The sequence below is a fragment of the Aliihoeflea sp. PC F10.4 genome (assembly GCF_054612275.1).
In genome coordinates this window covers 3,699,642-3,717,628 of the sequence record NZ_JBTSWH010000001.1, presented here as the reverse complement: position 1 = coordinate 3,717,628, position 17,987 = coordinate 3,699,642, and the positions used below count along the sequence as shown (strand labels likewise).

The window sequence follows — 17,987 nt, the reverse complement described above, 5'->3', positions numbered from 1 at the left end:
GGGGATCCACGGCGGCCCTACTCTAAAGGTGCGGCAGCCCGGAGAGGGGGATGAGGCTGCCGCCTTTTAAGTCCGGTCGGGCGGGGGACGAGCCTTTTCCGGACTTCGGCATTTACATTGCCGATAGGTGATATCTGAGAATTTGAACGTGGCAATTCAAGGGCACGAACATTACAAGTGCGTAACGTAGCCGTGAGCCCTGCCGAGTTGTCATGAGCGGGCTTTCCCACCGCCTTGCCGATGGACAGGGCGATGGTGAGGCGCTACCTCAATTGCCATGAAAAAAGGCGATCACCTCTTCCTCGTCGATGGCTCCGGCTACATCTTCCGTGCCTATCACGCGCTCCCTCCGCTGACGCGCAAATCGGACGGACTGCCAATCGGGGCGGTCTCCGGTTTCTGCAACATGCTCTGGAAGCTGATGCAGAACGCGCGGGACACCGATGTCGGTGTCACGCCTACCCATTTCGCGGTGATCTTCGATTATTCGTCGAAGACGTTCCGCAACGAACTCTACGACAAATACAAAGCGAACCGGACCGAGCCGCCCGAAGACCTGATCCCCCAATTCGGCCTCATCCGGCAGGCGACGCGCGCCTTCGAACTGCCCTGCGTCGAGATGGAAGGGTTCGAGGCCGACGACCTGATCGCGACCTATGCGAAGCTTGCCTGCGAGGCCGGCGGCGACACGACGATCATCTCCTCCGACAAGGATCTGATGCAACTCGTGGGGCCGACTGTCTCCATGTACGATCCGATGAAAGACAAGGAGATCAATGTCCCTGAAGTCATCGAGAAATGGGGTGTGCCGCCGGAAAAGATGATCGACCTTCAGGCGCTGACGGGCGATTCGATCGATAACGTCCCCGGTGTGCCCGGCATCGGCCCGAAGACGGCCGCGCAGCTTCTGGAAGAATATGGCGACCTCGACACGCTTCTGGCCCGCGCCTCCGAGATCAAGCAGAACAAGCGCCGCGAAAACCTGATCGAACATGCCGCGATGGCGCGGCTGTCGCGTGAACTGGTGCGGCTCAAGGACGATGTGACGGTGACGGAAGGTCTCGACGCGTTCGTCCTCAAGCCGCCGAACGGCCCGAAGCTGATCGGCTTTTTGAAGGCGATGGAGTTCTCCTCGCTGACGAGGCGCGTGGCCGAAGCGACGGGCGCGGAGCCTTCCGAGATCGAGCCGATGCATGTCGAGGTGCAGGCTGGAAAAACCGCGCATGGTCCCGATCTGGACGTTCCCTCATCCGGCATGAGCGAGCCGGGGGAGGAAGGCGAGGTTGCGCCCGAGGCGCGCAACGGCCCAGCTACACCGCAGGACCTTGCAAAAACGCGCGCCGATGCGGCGATTGCCGGCAAGATCGACCGCACCGCCTATTTGACGATCCGCGATATCGATACGTTGAAGGCGTGGGTCGCCGAAGCCGTCGAAGCGGGCCGCGTGGCCTTCGACACCGAGACGACGTCGCTCGATCCGATGCAGGCGGAACTGTGCGGGTTCTCGCTCGCCGTCGCGCCGGGCAAGGCGGCCTATGTTCCGCTGATCCACAAATCCGGTGCGGGCGATCTGCTCGGCGGCGGTTTGGTGGAGAACCAGATACCCGTCTGCGAGGCGCTCGCCGCCATCAAGCCGATGATGGAGGACGCATCCGTCCTCAAGATCGCGCATAATTTGAAATATGACTGGCTGGTCCTGAAACGCCACGGCATCGCGGCCGACACTTGCGACGACACGATGCTGCTTTCCTATGTCGCCGACGCCGGAACGGGCGGGCAGGGCATGGATGCGCTGTCGGAGCGCTGGCTCGGCCATGTGCCGATTTCCTTCAAGGATGTGTGCGGTTCGGGCAAGTCGATGATCACCTTCGACTTCGTCGATCTGGAAAAGGCGACCGCCTACGCGGCCGAAGATGCCGACGTGACGTTGCGACTTTGGAATGTCCTCAAGCCGCGCGTGACCTCGAAAGGGCTGAACGCCGTTTACGAGCGTCTGGAGCGCCCGCTGGTGCCGGTTCTGGCGCGCATGGAAGAGCGCGGCATTTCGGTCGACCGGCAGATATTGTCGCGCCTATCGGGCGAGTTCGCGCAGCGCGCCGGCGCGTTCGAGGAGGAAGTCTACGAACTGGCTGGTGAGCGTTTCACCATCGGCTCGCCCAAGCAGCTCGGCGACATTTTGTTCGGTCGCATGGGGCTGCCGGGCGGCTCGAAGACCAAATCGGGCCAATGGTCGACCACCGCATCGGTGCTGGAGGACCTTGCGGCGGAGGGGCACGAACTGCCGCGCAAGATCGTCGACTGGCGGCAATTGTCGAAGCTGCGCTCGACCTATACGGACGCGCTTCCGGGCTATATCCACCCTGAAACGAAGCGTGTTCACACGTCTTACGCGCTGGCCGCGACGACGACTGGCCGACTCTCCTCGTCCGAGCCGAATCTCCAGAACATCCCGATCCGTACCGCCGAAGGCCGCAAGATCAGGACGGCCTTCATCGCTGGGCCGGGCAACAGGCTTATTTCTGCGGACTACAGCCAGATCGAACTGCGCGTTCTCGCCCATGTCGCCGAAATCCCGCAATTGCAGCAGGCTTTCGCCGATGGCGTCGACATTCACGCGATGACGGCGTCGGAAATGTTCAATGTGCCGGTCGAGGGCATGCCGTCCGAAGTGCGCCGACGCGCCAAGGCGATCAATTTCGGCATCATCTACGGCATCTCGGCCTTTGGGCTCGCCAACCAGCTTTCGATCGCCCGCGAGGAAGCGGGCAGCTACATCAAGAAGTATTTCGAGCGCTTTCCCGGCATCCGGGACTATATGGATGCGACCAAGGCGTTCGCGCGCGACAACGGTTATGTCGAGACGATCTTCGGCCGCCGCGTCCATTATCCCGAAATCCGCTCGGCCAATCCGTCCGTGCGCGCCTTCAACGAGCGCGCGGCCATCAATGCGCCGATCCAGGGATCTGCGGCCGACATCATCCGCCGCGCGATGGTCAAGATCGAGCCGGCTCTCGATGAGGCGGGGCTGGACCGAACGCAAATGCTTTTGCAGGTCCATGACGAACTGATCTTCGAAGCGCCGGAAGAGCAGGTCGAGGCAGCGATTCCGGTCATCACCAGCACGATGGAACATGCGGCGATGCCCGCACTCGCCATGAAGGTGCCGCTACAGGTCGACGCACGCGCCGCCGGCAACTGGGACGAAGCCCACTAAAGCATGATGCAGCCAAGTGGGATCACTTAGCGTCGCAGACATGCGCAGACAAAAATGAGTTAGTCCATCGGGATGTCTTCGGGCCTACGGCCGGGCCGGGATTTGTAGGGCGGGAAAACCCAGCCATAGGCTAGTGCGCCGCCGCGCACGAGGAAGGCAATGGAAAAGGCGATGAGCGCCGCGCCCGCTGCCGGCGCGTCGCCTAGATCGGCCAGCACATAGGCGAGTGAGCCGCATAACGCGGCCGTCACATAGATTTCGGGGCGCAGAAGAACGGACGGCTCGCCGGCCAGAAGGTCGCGCAGGATGCCGCCGAGCGTGGCTGTCAGCACGCCGGTGACGGTCGCGATCACCGGCGATCCCGTCACCAGAAGTCCCTTATAGGCACCGAAGACCGAATAGGCCGCAAGCCCCACCGCGTCGAGCCAAAGCAGGAGGCGATAGCGCGACTCGACGAGATGCGCGCCGAAGAACACTGCCAGCGTCACCGCCGCGCATACGAACAGATAATTGTGATTTGCGACCCAGAAGACCGGCACGCCGAGGATGAGGTCGCGAAACGTGCCGCCGCCGATCGCCGTCACACTGGCCAGAAACAGAAAGCCGATGATATCGAGCTGCTTGCGCGAGGCGGCGAGTGCACCGGTGGCGGCAAAGACCGCGATACCCGCATAGTCGAGGAAGATGATCGGGTTCATGGGCGGCCCCGCCTTGCTGAAACACGAAAAAGGCGCCCGAGGGCGCCCTTTGATTATGCGTCCTTTTCGGCCTGTGCGTTCGGCGGACCCGGCTCCGCCGGAGCGTCCGGCGAGGGAGCCGCCTTCGGGCCACCTTTCGAAACGCCCACCATCGCGGGGCGCAGGACGCGCTCGCCGATGACGTAGCCCGTCTGCACCACCTGCACAACCGTATTGTTCGGCACCTCGGTATTAGGCACCTCGAACATCGCCTGATGGAAGTTCGGATCGAAGCGTTCGCCCTCGGGCGAAAGCTTCCTGACGCCATGGCGCTCGAGCGCGGCCAGCATATCGCGCTCGGTCATCTCGACACCGTCGATCAGCGACTTGAAGCCGGCATCGTCCGATCCCTTTGCCTCGGCGGGGATGGCGTCCAGCGCGCGGCGCATGTTGTCGTTGACCGACAGCATGTCGCGCGCGAAGTTCGCGACCGCGTAGGACTTGGCGTCGGCAACCTCGCGCTGCGTACGGCGGCGCAGGTTTTCCATATCGGCCGCGATCCTGAGCGCGCGGTCCTTCAGGTCCTCGTTTTCCTTGGCAAGGCGCATGAAGGCCTCGAAATCGGCCTGCCCGCCCTGTCCCTCGGCAATGTCCGCCTCCGCTTCGAGGTTGATGTCCGCGGTCTGGTCAGTCGCGCGTTCGTTTTCCGGACGATCGTTCATGGCTGATCCCGTCTTTCAGATTATCGTGATTTTGAGGCCGATATCGAGTTTTACGGCGATGAAATCAAGAGGCGGCGCCTGACGATGCCGCCTCATTCGCGCGCAAAACCGTCTAGATGTCGAGATTGGCGACCGAGAGCGCGTTCTCCTGAATGAACTCGCGGCGTGGCTCGACCTCGTCGCCCATCAGGCGCGAGAACAGCGAATCGGCGTCGGTCGCGTCGTTGACCCTGACCTGCAACAGCGAACGTGCATTCGGGTCGAGCGTCGTTTCCCAAAGCTGCTCGGCGTTCATCTCGCCAAGGCCCTTGTAGCGCTGCATGGAGAGCCCTTTGCGCCCGGTCGCGAAGATCGCGTCGAGAAGAGCCATCGGGCCGGAGATGATTTCCGACTTGTCGTTGCGCTTCAAGGCCGGCTGCTTGGTGTAAACTTCCTGGAGCCGCGCCGTGTAGCGATCGATCGCGCGGGCATCGGCCGAGCCGATCAGTCCCGCATCGAGCACGACGACTTCGCGCACGCCGCGCACGGTGCGCTCGAAGACGAAACCGCCCGCGCCCTCGTTGGACGGGTTGATGCGCCCCTCCCAGCCGCGCTCGGTCTCCTCGGAGATCATGTCGAGCCGTTCGGCCACCTTCGTGACGATGTCGGCGGCCTCGGATGCGTTCGCCATGCGCTCGGCATTGAGTGCACCGGCGATCGCGGCCTGCTCGACGACCGAGCGCGAATAGCGCGTGTGAAGGCCCTGAACGAGCGTGCGCACGGCAAGCGCATCGGAGATGACGGCGCGCAGATCCTGCCCGGCGCGGACTTCCCCGGTCGACAGTTCTAGCGAGGCTTCTTCCAGACCCTGCCCGATCAGATATTCCTCGAAAGACGGCTCGTCCTTGATGTACTGGACCGACTTGCCGCGCGTGACCTTGTAGAGCGGCGGCTGGGCGATATAGAGGTGGCCGCGCTCGATCAGCTCCGGCATCTGCCGGAAGAAGAACGTCAAAAGCAGCGTACGGATATGCGCGCCGTCAACGTCGGCGTCGGTCATGATGATGATCTTGTGATAGCGCAGCTTGTCGGCGTTGAATTCGTCCTTGCCGATGCCGGTGCCGAGCGCAGTGATCATCGTGCCGATCATGTCGGACGAAAGCATCCGGTCGAAGCGCGCACGCTCCACGTTCAGGATCTTGCCGCGCAGCGGCAGGATCGCCTGGTTCTGGCGCGAACGCCCACCCTTGGCGGAGCCGCCGGCCGAGTCACCCTCGACGATGAAGATTTCGGACTTGGCGGGGTCGCGTTCCTGGCAGTCGGCCAGCTTGCCGGGCAGCGACGTGATGTCGAGCGCGCCTTTGCGGCGGGTCAGTTCGCGCGCCTTGCGAGCGGCCTCGCGCGCGGCGGCTGCCTCTATCACCTTGCTGATCAGCACCTTGGCTTCGCCCGGATGCTCTTCAAACCATGTGCCGAGCGCGTCGTTCACGAGGTTTTCGACGACAGGACGAACCTCGGAAGAGACCAGCTTGTCCTTGGTCTGCGAGGAAAATTTCGGGTCGGGAACCTTGACCGAAAGAACGGCGGTCAGGCCCTCGCGCGAATCGTCGCCGGTGATCGAGACCTTTTCCTTCTTCGTCAGACCCGAAACTTCGGCGTAGCCCGTCACCTGACGCGTCAGCGCGCCGCGAAAGCCGGCCAGATGCGTGCCGCCATCGCGCTGCGGGATGTTGTTGGTGAAGGCGAGCACGTTCTCGTGGTAGCTGTCGTTCCACCACATGGCGACTTCGACGGTGATGCCGTCGCGCTCGGCCTGAATGGCGATCGGCGCAGGAATGAGCGGCTTCTTGGCGCGGTCGAGATATTTGACGAACTCTTCCAGCCCGCCCTCATAAAGCAGTTCCTGCACCTTCACGTCGGCGTGGCGTTTGTCGGTGAGGACGATGCGCACACCCGAATTCAGGAAGGCGAGTTCGCGCAGGCGATGTTCGAGCGTTCCGTAATCGAACTCGATCATAGTGAAGGTTTCGGCGGAGGGGAAGAAAGTGATCTCCGTTCCCGAACGGCCTTCGTTGGTGCCGGGTTGCTTGTCCTCGACATAGGTGCCGGTGACGGTCAGCGGCCCGTCGGCATTGCCATGCGTGAAGCTCATCTCGTGAAGCTTGCCGCCGCGGCGAATCTTCATCTTCAGCCATGAGGACAGCGCGTTGACGACGGAGACGCCGACGCCATGCAGGCCGCCCGAAACCTTGTAGGAGTTCTGGTCGAACTTACCGCCGGCATGAAGCTGGGTCATGATGACCTCGGCCGCCGAGACGCCTTCGCCGGTATGGATGTCGGTTGGAATGCCGCGTCCGTTGTCGGTCACGGTGACCGAGCCGTCCGGGTTGAGCGTGACGGAAACCAGATCGGCATGGCCGGCCAGCGATTCGTCGATCGCGTTGTCGACGACCTCGTAGACCATGTGGTGCAGGCCCGAACCGTCGTCCGTGTCGCCGATATACATGCCAGGCCGCTTGCGAACGGCATCCAGCCCCTTCAAAACCTTGATGGATTCGGCGCCATATTCTGCCGGTGCGCCGGGAATGTTTTCTGGCGTATCGCTCATGAAATTCCGATCTTCGTAGACAAGGGCCGCTCGACATGAAACGAACGGTCGAATCAAGTGTTCTTGATAGCCCGAATATAGGGTTTTGAACCGCCGGCTCCAAGCTCGCCATGCGGGCAATGCACGGATAATAGGCCTGAATCAGGCGTTTTTGCAGCTTGAATCCGTTGCTTTGGGCGATCGAAGCAATCGCGAGCCATCATTGGCTCTTGCGCTCGAAGGTAACGAGCGTTCAGATGAGCAAGAAAGCACAGCGCAACCGATCCACATGACCGACCATTTCCCCGCGACCACAGACGATCGTCCCGCCGTTTCGGCCCGACAACTCTTCGAGGAGATGGATTGGGCGGCGACCGATATGGGGCCGGTTTCGAGCTGGCCGCGCGAACTTCTGGGCGTGGTCGGGATGATTTTCGCGTCCCCGCGCCCCATGTGCCTTCTCGTCGGGCAGGATGCCCGCATGGTCTATAACGACGCCTACCGCGTGATCGCAGGCGGTCGTCATCCAGCCTGTTTCGGCGAGCCGCTGCTGACGGCATGGCCGGAAGTTGCCGATTTCAATCGGAAGATGCTCGCGCAGGTCGGCGATGGCGGCACATTGTCGTTCCATGACCAGCAATTCGAGTTTTTGCGTAACGGCGATCCCGAAACGGTTTTCCTCGATCTGCACTATAGCGGCGTTCCCGATAACGAAGGCCGCGTGATCGGCGTCATCGCAATGGTCGAGGAGACGACCGACCGGGTCAATGCCCAATACGCGCTTCGATCGAACGAGGAGCAACTGGAGCTCGCGGCCGAAGGCGCAGGTCTGGTCGGGCACTGGAACTGGAATGTGGACGCCGACATCGTAACGGCCGACGCCAGCTTCGCAACGCTCTACAACGTTCCCGTCCCGGAGGCAGCGCGGGGCGTGCCGATCGGCCGCTTCATCGACGCCATTCACCCCGACGACCGTGAAACGCTCGGTCAGCGGATCGACACGGCGCTGCGTGAACGCGGCGATCTGCGCGTCCAGTACCGTATCATCAGGCCGAACGGGGAAATCGTCTGGATTCTCGCTCTCGGGCGTGTTTCTGGCGGCAACGGCCGGGAGCCGCTGCGCTTGCCGGGCATATCGATCGACGTGACCGATCAGCGCCGTGCGCAGGAGGCATTGGCTGAATCGGAGGCTAAGTTCCGCGCCATCGCGGACGCCATGCCGCAGATGGTATGGTCTACCACGCCGGACGGATTGCACGATTACTACAACGCCCGCTGGTACGAGTTCACCGGCGTTCCGCAAGGCTCGACGGACGGGGATGGCTGGAACGACATGTTCCACCCGGACGATCAGGCGCGGGCTTGGGACCGCTGGCAACATTCGCTGGAAACCGGCGATCCCTACCAGATCGAATATCGGCTGCGTCACAATTCGGGCGAGTATCGCTGGACGCTTGGTCGCGCTTTGCCGATCCGCGACAATGAGGGACGGATCGTGCGGTGGTTCGGAACGTGCACCGACATTCACGAGACGAAGCTTGCGGCGGAGGAGCGCGAGGTCGTCGCGCAGGAACTGTCGCATCGCATCAAGAACATCTTTTCCGTACTGGGTTCGATCGTCGGCCTGACCGCCCGTTCGCGGCCCGAGGCGCAGGGGTTTGCCGAGGAGTTGCGCGCCCGCATTCTGGCGCTCGGCACGGCGCACGAGTTCGTCAGGCCACGCGGGCTGGAACTAGGGCCTGGCTCGCATGCCTCGCTTCACGGCCTCATTTCGGCGCTGCTATCGGCCTATGACGACGGCGGGCGCATTGCGATCTCCGGCGCGGACATCGCCGTCAGTGAAGCGGCCGCCACGCCGATCGCCCTTATCTTTCATGAACTGGCCACCAATGCGGCGAAATACGGCTCGCTCGCCCATGATGGCGGGCGGCTCGACATATCGACGCGTCTCGAGGGCGACCGGTGCCTTGTCGTCTGGAAAGAAACACTTGCGAAAGACAGTGCGCGGATTTTCGCGCAGCCGGAAAAGACAGGCTTTGGTACTCGGCTGATCGAACTCAGCGTGCGTGGACAAATGGACGGGACGATTGCCCGTCAGTTCGATCCGGACGGATTGCGCGTCGAGATCGATCTTCCTCAGTGGGCGTTGCAGCGCTCGGCGCGGCTTTCACCGCGTCAGTGACGGGACCGTCTCAACTTGGAGTGGAGCCGCGCTCGGAAGCGGCTGTGTCGGGAAGCATGAACAATTGCAGCCGTGAGGGGGGCTCGGCATCCTGATGGCTGTGATAGGCCGCGACGGCATAGCGGATGCTGGCACGTAATTCGTCGTCGGCGACCGGCTTTCCGATCACCCCGAGCGTACCTGGAACACCGTCGCCGAGCTGGGTCGGATTGGCTGTCATGTAGAGGACTGTCACGTCGTGGCGGCTGGCGAGCTCACGGCCGATATCGATGCCTGTTGCGCCATCGCGCAAATTGACGTCGACCAGTGCAATATCCGCCTGACTACCGAGGGCGAGCGCCGCATCGCGATCAGCGGCGATGCCGACACACGCATAGCCGAGTTCCCCGATGACATGCTCGATTTCGATTGCGACGAATATTTCGTCTTCAACCACGATGATTTTGCAGTTCTCGTCCAATTCAAAACGTCCCACGCGCAGTCGTGACGCAATCTAACCCGAAAGGCGGGTATTCGTTGCACGACTAACATCGAATTCCTGATTTTTCTGTTTCAAGGTGATCATTTTGCCACCCGTACAGACTGTCGATCGGGGCTGAAATGCATGGGGGAGCGGCAGGTTCCATATCGGGCGCAGCCAAAATGTCGCGGCCGGGCAATGTGTTGGAGGACGGGCGAGGCGACACTAAGTGAAGTGCGAACAGCCACAAGGAGCCGCCCGATGACGGCCTTACAGTCGCCATTCGTTCCGCCTGCGCCACGCCCGCGCCAAAGCCCGCCTTCGACGCTCGGCATGATGCGGATCGTTTATAACAACCCGCTCGAACTGTGGGGCGAGCCGTCCTACAACGAGAAATGGATTTCGATCCATCCGCGCATCGGCGGCCCGATGGTGATCGCCAACGATCCCGGCCTCATCCGCTACGTGCTCGTGGAAAATGCCAAAAATTACAGGATGGCGCGCGTGCGCCAGAAGATTTTGCGGCCGATCCTGCGCGATGGTCTTCTGACGGCCGAAGGCGACGTTTGGAAACGCTCGCGCAAGGCGATGGCGCCCGTCTTCACGCCGCGCAACATCGATGGTTTCGCTGAGGCCATGCATCGATGTTCCGCTACATTCGCCGAGCGCTATGCGGTGACGGAACGCAGCGACATCTCGCGCGACATGACGATGTTGACCTACGACATCCTCGCCGAAACGCTTTTTTCGGGCGAGATCGCGGGCGAACCCGGCGCGTTTGCCCATCAGGTGGATCGCCTGTTCGAGACGATGGGCCGCGTCGATCCGATGGACCTTTTGGGCGCGCCCGACTGGCTGCCGCGCTTTACCCGCATACGCGGTAAAAAATCGCTGGAATTTTTCCGGAAGATCGTCGCCGACACGATGCTGCTGCGCAAGGCGCGGATCGAGCGCGGCGAGGACGTGCCGAACGATTTCCTGACCCTGCTTTTGAAGGCCGAGGGCGCGCAGGGTCTGTCGAGCGCGGAGATCGAGGACAACATCATCACCTTTATCGGCGCGGGTCACGAGACGACGGCGCGCGCGCTCGGCTGGACGCTTTACTGCCTGTCGCAGGCCCCGTGGGAGCGCGAGGCGATCGAGGCTGAAATCGATGCGGTGATGGCGCTGAACCTGCCGCCGCAGGCGTGGCTTTCGGCCATGCCGCTGACATGCGCCGCCTTCGAGGAGGCGATGCGGCTTTATCCGCCCGCGCCCTCCATCAACCGCGAGGCGATCGCGCCCGACCGCTATGAAGACCTCGAAATCGTGGCCGGCGCACAGGTTCTCGTCATGCCGTGGACGGTGCATCGCCATCGCGCGATCTGGGACAATCCCGAGGCGTTCATGCCCGCGCGCTTCCACCCCGAGAATCGCGACGCCATCGACCGCTATCAGTACCTGCCCTTCGGCGCAGGGCCGCGCATCTGCATCGGCTCGGTGTTCGCCATGCAGGAAGCGGTGATTGCGCTTGCCGTCCTGATGTCGCGCTATCGGTTCGACGCTTTGCCGGAAACGAAGCCCTGGCCGGTGCAGAAACTGACCACGCAGCCGCAGGGCGGCCTGCCGATGAAAATTACAAAAAGGTCCTGACGTCAGACCATCGCGAACACGCGGGCCGGTCCGCCCGTGCCGCCGCGAACCTTCGGCGCGCCGACGATCAGCGTCGCGCCCGAAACGGGAAGCGCGCCGAGATTGGCGATGCCCTCGATACCGTATCGGCCCGACGGCAACCACTCGTTATGGACGGCGAAGTCCGGCGACATGCCGTAATCGAGCGATAGTGTATCGACCGCTATCGCCTTCACATTGCCGGCTTCGATCAGCATCTGCGCCGCCTCGATGTGGAAGCCGGGAAAATGCATCGTGCCGTCGGCGTCAGCGTTGCGGAACCTGTCGTCGTGGAGATGCTTGCCCCATCCCGAAAACATAGCGACGCAAGCGCCGTCGGGCAGTTCTCCGTTCGCAAACACCCAGGCTTCGATATCGGAGGGCGTCACTTGCGCATCCGCGTCCGCTTCGGCCTTCTCGCGGATATCTACGATGACGAGCGGGCAGATCAGGTCCTCGACCGGGATTTCGGCGACCGAGCGGCCATCAGCCGAAAAGTGCAGCGGCGCGTCGACATGTGTGCCGGTATGTTCGTTGATGCGCCATTCGTTGAGGTTGAACGTATCCTGCGCGAAGGAGAATTTCTGTTCGATGAAAAGCTGCTGATCGCCGAAAAAGGTCGGGAATTCCTCGTAAAGCTCATGCGTCAAATCTTCGGCACGCGTCGTGCCCTGCGCGAGCGCTGGGCGAGCCGAAAAGCCCGTTGAGGCAATGGCGGCACCGGCCGCGACGGCGCCCGTTCCGCGAAAGAATGCGCGGCGCGACAGCATGTTGGATTTCACGTTCTCGATAACGCAGACATGGCACATGGACGGCTCTCCGGGCTGAATGACACGCGAGCGTGAACCCGAATTGACGTTGCGGCAAGCGCAAATTTTCGGCAGTCAGGTGCGGCCGTGAAAGATGTTTTGGACGTGAACCGGCCATCGGCGCGGCAGGATTGCGACCATGTCGAAGCGCATCGACAGACGCGCATGGTCCTTTTGGCGCGCCAGCCATTGGTCGGCTGCTGCCTCGATGCGGCGCTCCGACACGCCGCCGACGGCCTCCATCGCGGCGATCAGGGATCCGCGCGCCTTCACCTCGACGATGACGACGAGATCGCCGCGCCGCGCGACGATGTCGATCTCGCCGGATTTGGTGCGGAAGTTGCGCGCGAGAATGCGGTAGCCCTTCAGCCGCAGCGCCATGCAGGCGAGCCATTCCGCCCGATTTCCATGGCGATAGGCGGCGAGCCGATCAGCCATCGCCGCCTTCACGCAATTCGACCAAGCGGCGGAAAAGCTCCTGCTTCGCCAGGCCGGTCATCTTCGCCGCTTCGCCGGATGCCTTGGCGGCAGGCATGTCGCGCGCAAGCTCCAGCAACAAGCGGTCGACGTCCTGCCCTTCGGGCGCGGGCGCTTCCAGCGGCGGCCCGACGCAGACCACCACTTCGCCCTTCGGCGTATCGGCTTCTGCATAATGCGCCGCGAGTTCGCCGAGCGTTGCGCGCCGCGCCTCTTCGAATGTCTTGGTCAATTCGCGTGCCACTGTCGCGGGGCGATCGCCCAAGACATCCGCCATAGCCCTCAAGCTGTCGGCGAGGCGGCGCGGCGATTCGAAGAAGATCAGCGTCCCGGGAACGCGGGCGACCTCTTCGAGCCGCGACCGCCGCTGGCCGTCCTTCGCCGGCAGGAAACCGGCAAAGAAGAACGCGTCGGAAGGCAAGGCGGCAATCGAAAGCGCGGCAAGCGTCGACGACGCGCCGGGGATCGGCACGACGCGATGGCCAGCTTCCACCGCCTGTCCGACGAGCCGGAAGCCCGGATCGGAGACGAGCGGCGTTCCCGCATCCGAACACAGCGCCACAGACTGCCCGCTATCCAACGCGGCGATCAGCTTCGGTCCGGCCTCGGCGGCGTTATGCTCGTGATAGGCGATGAGTTTGCGACGCATGCCGTAGCGGTCGAGCAAAATGCGCGTGACGCGCGTATCTTCGCAGGCGACGATGTCGGCGGCAGCCAGCGTCTGAAGTGCGCGGATGGTGATGTCGCCAAGATTGCCGATGGGCGTCGCGACCAGATAGAGCGCGGCCGGCAGGGGCGGCGCGCTCATCGCGTTTTGCCCGATGATGAATGTGCGTTCGGTCATGCGGTCTTCATGGCATGACGGGACACGCTTTCAAAGCGCGGAACAAACGGGCGCGTTCCCGGTTCGTGTGGAACGAGGAGACCACCGACCATGTCGCTTATCATCCGGGACAGTTTCGAGCCCTATTACGACGGCAAACGTGTCAAGGAAGCGGTTCAGCGTGCCAGATCGGCGACGACCGCGTCGAGCACGATCATGCCTTCCGACGTCGCGCGCAATCGCGAATTTCCGACCGGTGCAACGAGACGTTCCTCCTGGAGCACGGCGACCCGTTTCGACGACAGCGAGCGGCCCGACAACGCCTCGTAGCGCGCAAGATCGATCCCCTCGGCAAGCCGAAGACCCATGAGCAGGAATTCGTCTGCCTCTTCCTCGCGTGTCAGCGTCTCGCCGCCGATGACGCCGTGTCCGTTTTTCTCGACATGGTCGAGCCACGTTTCGGGGTGTTTTTCGGTGAAGGTGACAATCCGACGGCGGTTTTCCACGAACCTTCCATGCGCGCCGGGCCCGACGCCGACATATTCGCCGTAGCGCCAATAGACCAGATTGTGACGGCTTTCCGCGCCCGGCCGCGCGTGGTTCGAGATTTCATAGGCTGGCAGGCCGCGCGCGGCGGTCACCTCCTGCGTCAAGGCGTAGAGATCGGCCGAATGATCGGCATCCGGCATCTGGAACTTTCCCGCCTCGTACAGAAGCTGAAAACGCGTTCCGCCCTCGATGGTCAACTGATAGAGCGACAGATGATCTGCCGCATAGGAGATCGCGCGATCGAGTTCGGCTTCCCAGACTGCGAGCGTTTGGTGCGGACGGGCATAAATCAGGTCGAAGGAAAGGCGCGGAAAGATTTCGCGCGCCAGACCGATCGCATGAAGCGCGCCTTCGACATCGTGCAGACGGCCAAGGAACTTCAGGTCTGCGTCGTTCAGAGCCTGCACGCCGAGCGAGACGCGGTTGACGCCCGCCGCGCGATAGCCGCGAAATCGCGAAGCCTCGACCGACGACGGGTTGGCTTCGAGCGTGATCTCGATTCCGTCCGGCACATGCCAGTGGCGCGCGACGCTCTCCAGCACCGCGCCGACCGTTGCCGGTTCCATCAGCGAGGGCGTGCCGCCCCCCAGAAAAATCGAGGTAACCTCGCGCGGGCCCGTGCGGGCGCGCATCGTCGCCATCTCGCGCTCGAACGCGGCAGCGAAACGCTGCTGGTCGACCGGCTGATGGCGTACATGGGAATTGAAGTCGCAATACGGGCATTTGGCCGCGCAGAACGGCCAATGAATATAAATTCCAAAGCCCGGTTCGTCGATCATGCCGCTCCCAGCATGTCGCGCGCGAAAAGCTGGAAGGCGCGGGCCCGGTGTGACAGCGCCTCGTCCTGACCGGGCTTCCAGCCGTGCTTTTCGGTCGCTTCCATCTCGCCGAAGGTCCGCTCATGGCCGGTCGGCTGGAACATCGGGTCGTAGCCGAAGCCGCTCGTCCCGCGCGGCGGCCAGACGAGCGTACCTTCCACCTCGCCGCGAAAATATTCGGCGTGCCCATCCGGCCAGGCAACACAGATGACGGAGACGAAGCGGCCCTGACGCTTCCCGGAAACCGTTGCGCCAGCTTTTTCCATCAGCATGTTGGTGCGCTCCATCGCAACGGCGAAGTCGCGCGTGCCGTCGGCCATCGTCGCCCAGTCGGCGGTGTAGACGCCCGGATCGCCGCCGAGCGCGTCGACCATCAGTCCCGAATCGTCCGAAATTGCCGGCAGGCCGGTTGCGATCGCGGCAGCGTTCGCCTTGATATAGGCGTTCTCCTCGAAGGTCGTTCCGGTCTCCTCGGGTTCTGGCAGGCCGTATTCGGCAGCCGATTTTGCCTCGAAGCCGAATGGAGCCATCAGGTCCGACATTTCTGCCAGCTTGCCCGCATTGTGGCTCGCGACCACGACTTTCCTGTCTTCCAGTACACGCATCAAAGCCCCCAGATTCTCGGTTCGGCGAACTCGATCGAATTGCCGGCCGGATCGCGAAAATAGATCGAACGTCCGACGGACGGTTCGTCCGGTTTCGATGACGGCCAGTTGAAGTCCGCCTCGATCGCAACGCCCTTACCCTCGAGATGGGCCTTCCAGCGCTCGATCTCGTCGCCCGTTGCGGCAAAGCACAGATGCCCCGCTCCGCGCGTGCCGTGTGGCGGCACAGGATATTTCGCGCCTTGTGCGGGCGGATGGATCGTCGCCTCGGCATTAAAGAGCAGCAGCACGCCCGAGCCGCAGCGGAAGAAGACGTGTCGCCCCTCGATCCTGACGATCCGCTCCAGCCCCATGATGTCGGCGTAGAACGCCTCGGCCGCATCGAGGTCGTCGACGTAAAGCGCGGATTCGAGGATCGACGAGGGCGTCATGGTCAGGCGATCGCCATCTTCTGCAGGTCGACGAGGCGCGCGATGCCCTTCTTCGCAAGTCCCATCAACTGCGCGAATTCCTCTTCGGAAAACGGTTCGCCCTCGGCCGTGCCCTGGATTTCGACGATACCGCCCCTACCGGTCATGACGAAATTGGCGTCGGTGCCGGCGGACGAATCCTCCAGATAGTCGAGGTCGATGACCGGATTGCCTTCATGGATGCCGCAGGAAATGGCAGCGACATGATCCTTCAGAACCTTGTCGACCTTCACCATCTGGCGCGTTTCCATCCAGCGCAGGCATTCGTGCAGCGCGACGAAGCCGCCGGTGATCGCCGCCGTGCGCGTGCCGCCATCGGCCTGGATCACGTCGCAGTCGACCGTGATCTGCACTTCGCCCAACGCCTGAAGGTCCACCACGGCGCGCAGCGAGCGGCCGATCAGACGCTGGATTTCCAGCGTGCGACCGCCCTGCTTGCCGGACGATGCCTCGCGGCGCATGCGGTCGCCCGTCGCGCGCGGCAACATGCCGTATTCGGCCGTCACCCAGCCCTTGCCCGAATTGCGCAGCCAGCCGGGAACGCGTTCCTCGAGGCTTGCCGTGCACAGAACGTGCGTGTCGCCAAACTTGACGAGGCAGGAGCCTTCGGCATGTTTGGAGATGCCGCATTCGAAGGAGATTGCCCGCATTTCGTCGGGCTGGCGCTTGGATGGCCGCATGGAGTTCTCTGCTTTTCTCGTCAGTTTCCGGTTTGCCCGGCTTCTAACCGCCCGGCGTTCGTGAGGCAAAGGAAAAGGAACACATGGTTCCCCGCAGCGCTCAAACTTCCTATATCTGGCGACAACCATGATGATCCAATGCATATGATGACCGATCCGACGCTGCCCAATCTCGATTCGCGCTCGCGCGACATCTTCCGGTTGATCGTCGACAATTACATGCGCGAGGGCGAGCCGCTCGGCTCGCGCAACCTGTCGCGGCTTTTGCCCGGATCGCTTTCACCGGCGACGATCCGCAACGTGATGTCGGACCTTGAGCACCTCGGACTCATCTATGCGCCGCATGTGTCGGCCGGGCGTTTGCCGACGCAAGCCGGACTTCGCTTCTTCGTCGATGCTTTCATGGAACTCGGCGACCTGACGAGCGACGAACGACGCCGCATCGAAAGCCAGGTGCGCGCGTCCGGTTCCGGCCAGACGCTGGAACACATTTTGACCGATGCGAGCCAGATGCTGTCCGGCCTGTCGCGCGGTGCGGGGCTGGTGCTGACGGCCAAGAGCGAAGCCGCGCTCAAGCATATCGAATTCATCCGGCTCGAACCCACCAAGGCGCTTGCCGTCATGGTAAGTCACAGCGGCGACGTCGAAAACCGCATCGTCGACCTTCCGGCGGGCGTGACTTCGTCCCAACTCATCGAGGCGTCGAACTTTCTCAACGCCCATATTCGCGGTCGAACACTGAGTGAAGCAAGGGCGGAAATCGGCCGGCTGAAAGAAGAGACGCGCACCGCGCTCGATTCTCTTTCACAGGATCTGGTGGAACGCGGTCTGGCGATCTGGGCGGGCGAGGGATCGGGACTTCAGGCCCGGCTTATCGTCCGCGGCCATGCAAACCTTCTGGAAAACATCACCGCACAGGCCGACATCGAACTTTTGCGGCACTTGTTTGAAGACCTCGAAACCAAGGACGGGATGCTCCAGCTTCTCGACCTCGCCGAAGCCGGGCCGGGAGTGCGTATCTTCATTGGGTCGGAGAACAAGCTGTTTTCGCTGTCCGGCTCATCGCTGGTCGTCGCGCCCTACCGCGACAGCGATTCGCGCGTCATCGGGGCGCTTGGCGTCATCGGGCCGACCCGGCTCAACTATGCCCGCATCGTACCGATGGTGGATTATACGGCCCAGATCGTCAGCCGCCTTCTCGGCTAGAGGAAACGACATTTCGGCGAAATCTGTGCCTGCGTAACGTTAGGCAAATTTAAGTAAAATTTTACTACAAATCTCACTT

The 17,987-nt window shown here is 62.6% G+C and carries 15 protein-coding genes; 4 read left to right on the top strand and 11 right to left on the bottom strand.

The annotated features are described in order from the left end of the window. Nucleotides 1–277: 277 nt before the first annotated feature. Nucleotides 278–3,214 (top strand): DNA polymerase I, encoded by a 2,937-nt coding sequence (gene polA / locus ACX82Z_RS18640; RefSeq protein WP_459590520.1) that lies wholly within the window; start codon nucleotides 278–280, stop codon nucleotides 3,212–3,214. A gap of 59 nt (nucleotides 3,215–3,273) precedes the next feature. Here the strand turns inward: polA and ACX82Z_RS18635 are convergent, their stop codons facing one another. From ACX82Z_RS18635 to gyrB, 3 genes are all read right to left on the bottom strand, one after another. Then, nucleotides 3,274–3,912, bottom strand: coding sequence for a trimeric intracellular cation channel family protein (locus ACX82Z_RS18635; RefSeq protein ID WP_459590519.1), 639 nt, complete (start codon nucleotides 3,910–3,912; stop codon nucleotides 3,274–3,276). Nucleotides 3,913–3,965: 53 nt separating this feature from the next. After that, nucleotides 3,966–4,613: a nucleotide exchange factor GrpE gene (grpE, locus tag ACX82Z_RS18630; RefSeq protein ID WP_459590518.1), complete on the bottom strand. Its 648-nt coding sequence runs from the start codon at nucleotides 4,611–4,613 to the stop codon at nucleotides 3,966–3,968. Nucleotides 4,614–4,725: 112 nt separating this feature from the next. Continuing rightward, nucleotides 4,726–7,200, bottom strand: coding sequence for a DNA topoisomerase (ATP-hydrolyzing) subunit B (gene gyrB, locus ACX82Z_RS18625; protein ID WP_459590516.1), 2,475 nt, complete (start codon nucleotides 7,198–7,200; stop codon nucleotides 4,726–4,728). A gap of 268 nt (nucleotides 7,201–7,468) precedes the next feature. Here gyrB and ACX82Z_RS18620 point away from each other — a divergent pair, with 268 nt between their 5' ends. Next, on the top strand, nucleotides 7,469–9,361 hold the full coding sequence (locus tag ACX82Z_RS18620; protein WP_459590515.1) for a PAS domain-containing sensor histidine kinase: 1,893 nt from the start codon (nucleotides 7,469–7,471) through the stop codon (nucleotides 9,359–9,361). A gap of 10 nt (nucleotides 9,362–9,371) precedes the next feature. On the opposite strand, the gene ACX82Z_RS18615 is transcribed toward ACX82Z_RS18620, so the two are convergent. Beyond that, nucleotides 9,372–9,821: a response regulator gene (locus tag ACX82Z_RS18615; protein ID WP_459590513.1), complete on the bottom strand. Its 450-nt coding sequence runs from the start codon at nucleotides 9,819–9,821 to the stop codon at nucleotides 9,372–9,374. 261 nt (nucleotides 9,822–10,082) lie between these two features. On the opposite strand from ACX82Z_RS18615, the gene ACX82Z_RS18610 reads away from it, so the two are divergent. After that, nucleotides 10,083–11,453 carry a cytochrome P450 gene (locus ACX82Z_RS18610; RefSeq protein ID WP_459590512.1) on the top strand — a complete coding sequence of 457 codons (1,371 nt, stop codon included), beginning with the start codon at nucleotides 10,083–10,085 and terminating at the stop codon, nucleotides 11,451–11,453. A gap of 2 nt (nucleotides 11,454–11,455) precedes the next feature. On the opposite strand, the gene ACX82Z_RS18605 is transcribed toward ACX82Z_RS18610, so the two are convergent. From ACX82Z_RS18605 to rph, 7 genes are all read right to left on the bottom strand, one after another. Next, complete coding sequence (locus tag ACX82Z_RS18605) at nucleotides 11,456–12,280, bottom strand: cyclase family protein (RefSeq protein ID WP_459590511.1); 825 nt, start codon at nucleotides 12,278–12,280, stop codon at nucleotides 11,456–11,458. Nucleotides 12,281–12,355: 75 nt separating this feature from the next. Continuing rightward, on the bottom strand, nucleotides 12,356–12,718 hold the full coding sequence (locus tag ACX82Z_RS18600; protein ID WP_459590510.1) for a YraN family protein: 363 nt from the start codon (nucleotides 12,716–12,718) through the stop codon (nucleotides 12,356–12,358). Further along, nucleotides 12,711–13,601 carry a 16S rRNA (cytidine(1402)-2'-O)-methyltransferase gene (gene rsmI / locus ACX82Z_RS18595; RefSeq protein ID WP_459590508.1) on the bottom strand — a complete coding sequence of 297 codons (891 nt, stop codon included), beginning with the start codon at nucleotides 13,599–13,601 and terminating at the stop codon, nucleotides 12,711–12,713. The genes ACX82Z_RS18600 and rsmI overlap by 8 nt, the downstream gene beginning before the upstream one ends. 155 nt (nucleotides 13,602–13,756) lie before the next feature. Next, nucleotides 13,757–14,908, bottom strand: coding sequence for a radical SAM family heme chaperone HemW (gene hemW / locus ACX82Z_RS18590; RefSeq protein ID WP_459590507.1), 1,152 nt, complete (start codon nucleotides 14,906–14,908; stop codon nucleotides 13,757–13,759). Further along, nucleotides 14,905–15,552, bottom strand: coding sequence for an RdgB/HAM1 family non-canonical purine NTP pyrophosphatase (gene rdgB / locus ACX82Z_RS18585; protein ID WP_459590506.1), 648 nt, complete (start codon nucleotides 15,550–15,552; stop codon nucleotides 14,905–14,907). Before rdgB ends, hemW begins: the two co-directional genes overlap by 4 nt. Next, entirely contained in the window at nucleotides 15,552–15,983 is a 432-nt protein-coding gene (locus ACX82Z_RS18580; protein WP_459590505.1) for a VOC family protein, read from the bottom strand. Before ACX82Z_RS18580 ends, rdgB begins: the two co-directional genes overlap by 1 nt. A gap of 2 nt (nucleotides 15,984–15,985) precedes the next feature. Continuing rightward, complete coding sequence (rph, locus tag ACX82Z_RS18575; RefSeq protein ID WP_459590504.1) at nucleotides 15,986–16,702, bottom strand: ribonuclease PH; 717 nt, start codon at nucleotides 16,700–16,702, stop codon at nucleotides 15,986–15,988. 138 nt (nucleotides 16,703–16,840) lie between these two features. Between rph and hrcA the strand changes: the two genes are divergently transcribed. Further along, on the top strand, nucleotides 16,841–17,908 hold the full coding sequence (gene hrcA / locus ACX82Z_RS18570) for a heat-inducible transcriptional repressor HrcA (RefSeq protein ID WP_459590502.1): 1,068 nt from the start codon (nucleotides 16,841–16,843) through the stop codon (nucleotides 17,906–17,908). Nucleotides 17,909–17,987 lie beyond the last annotated feature (79 nt).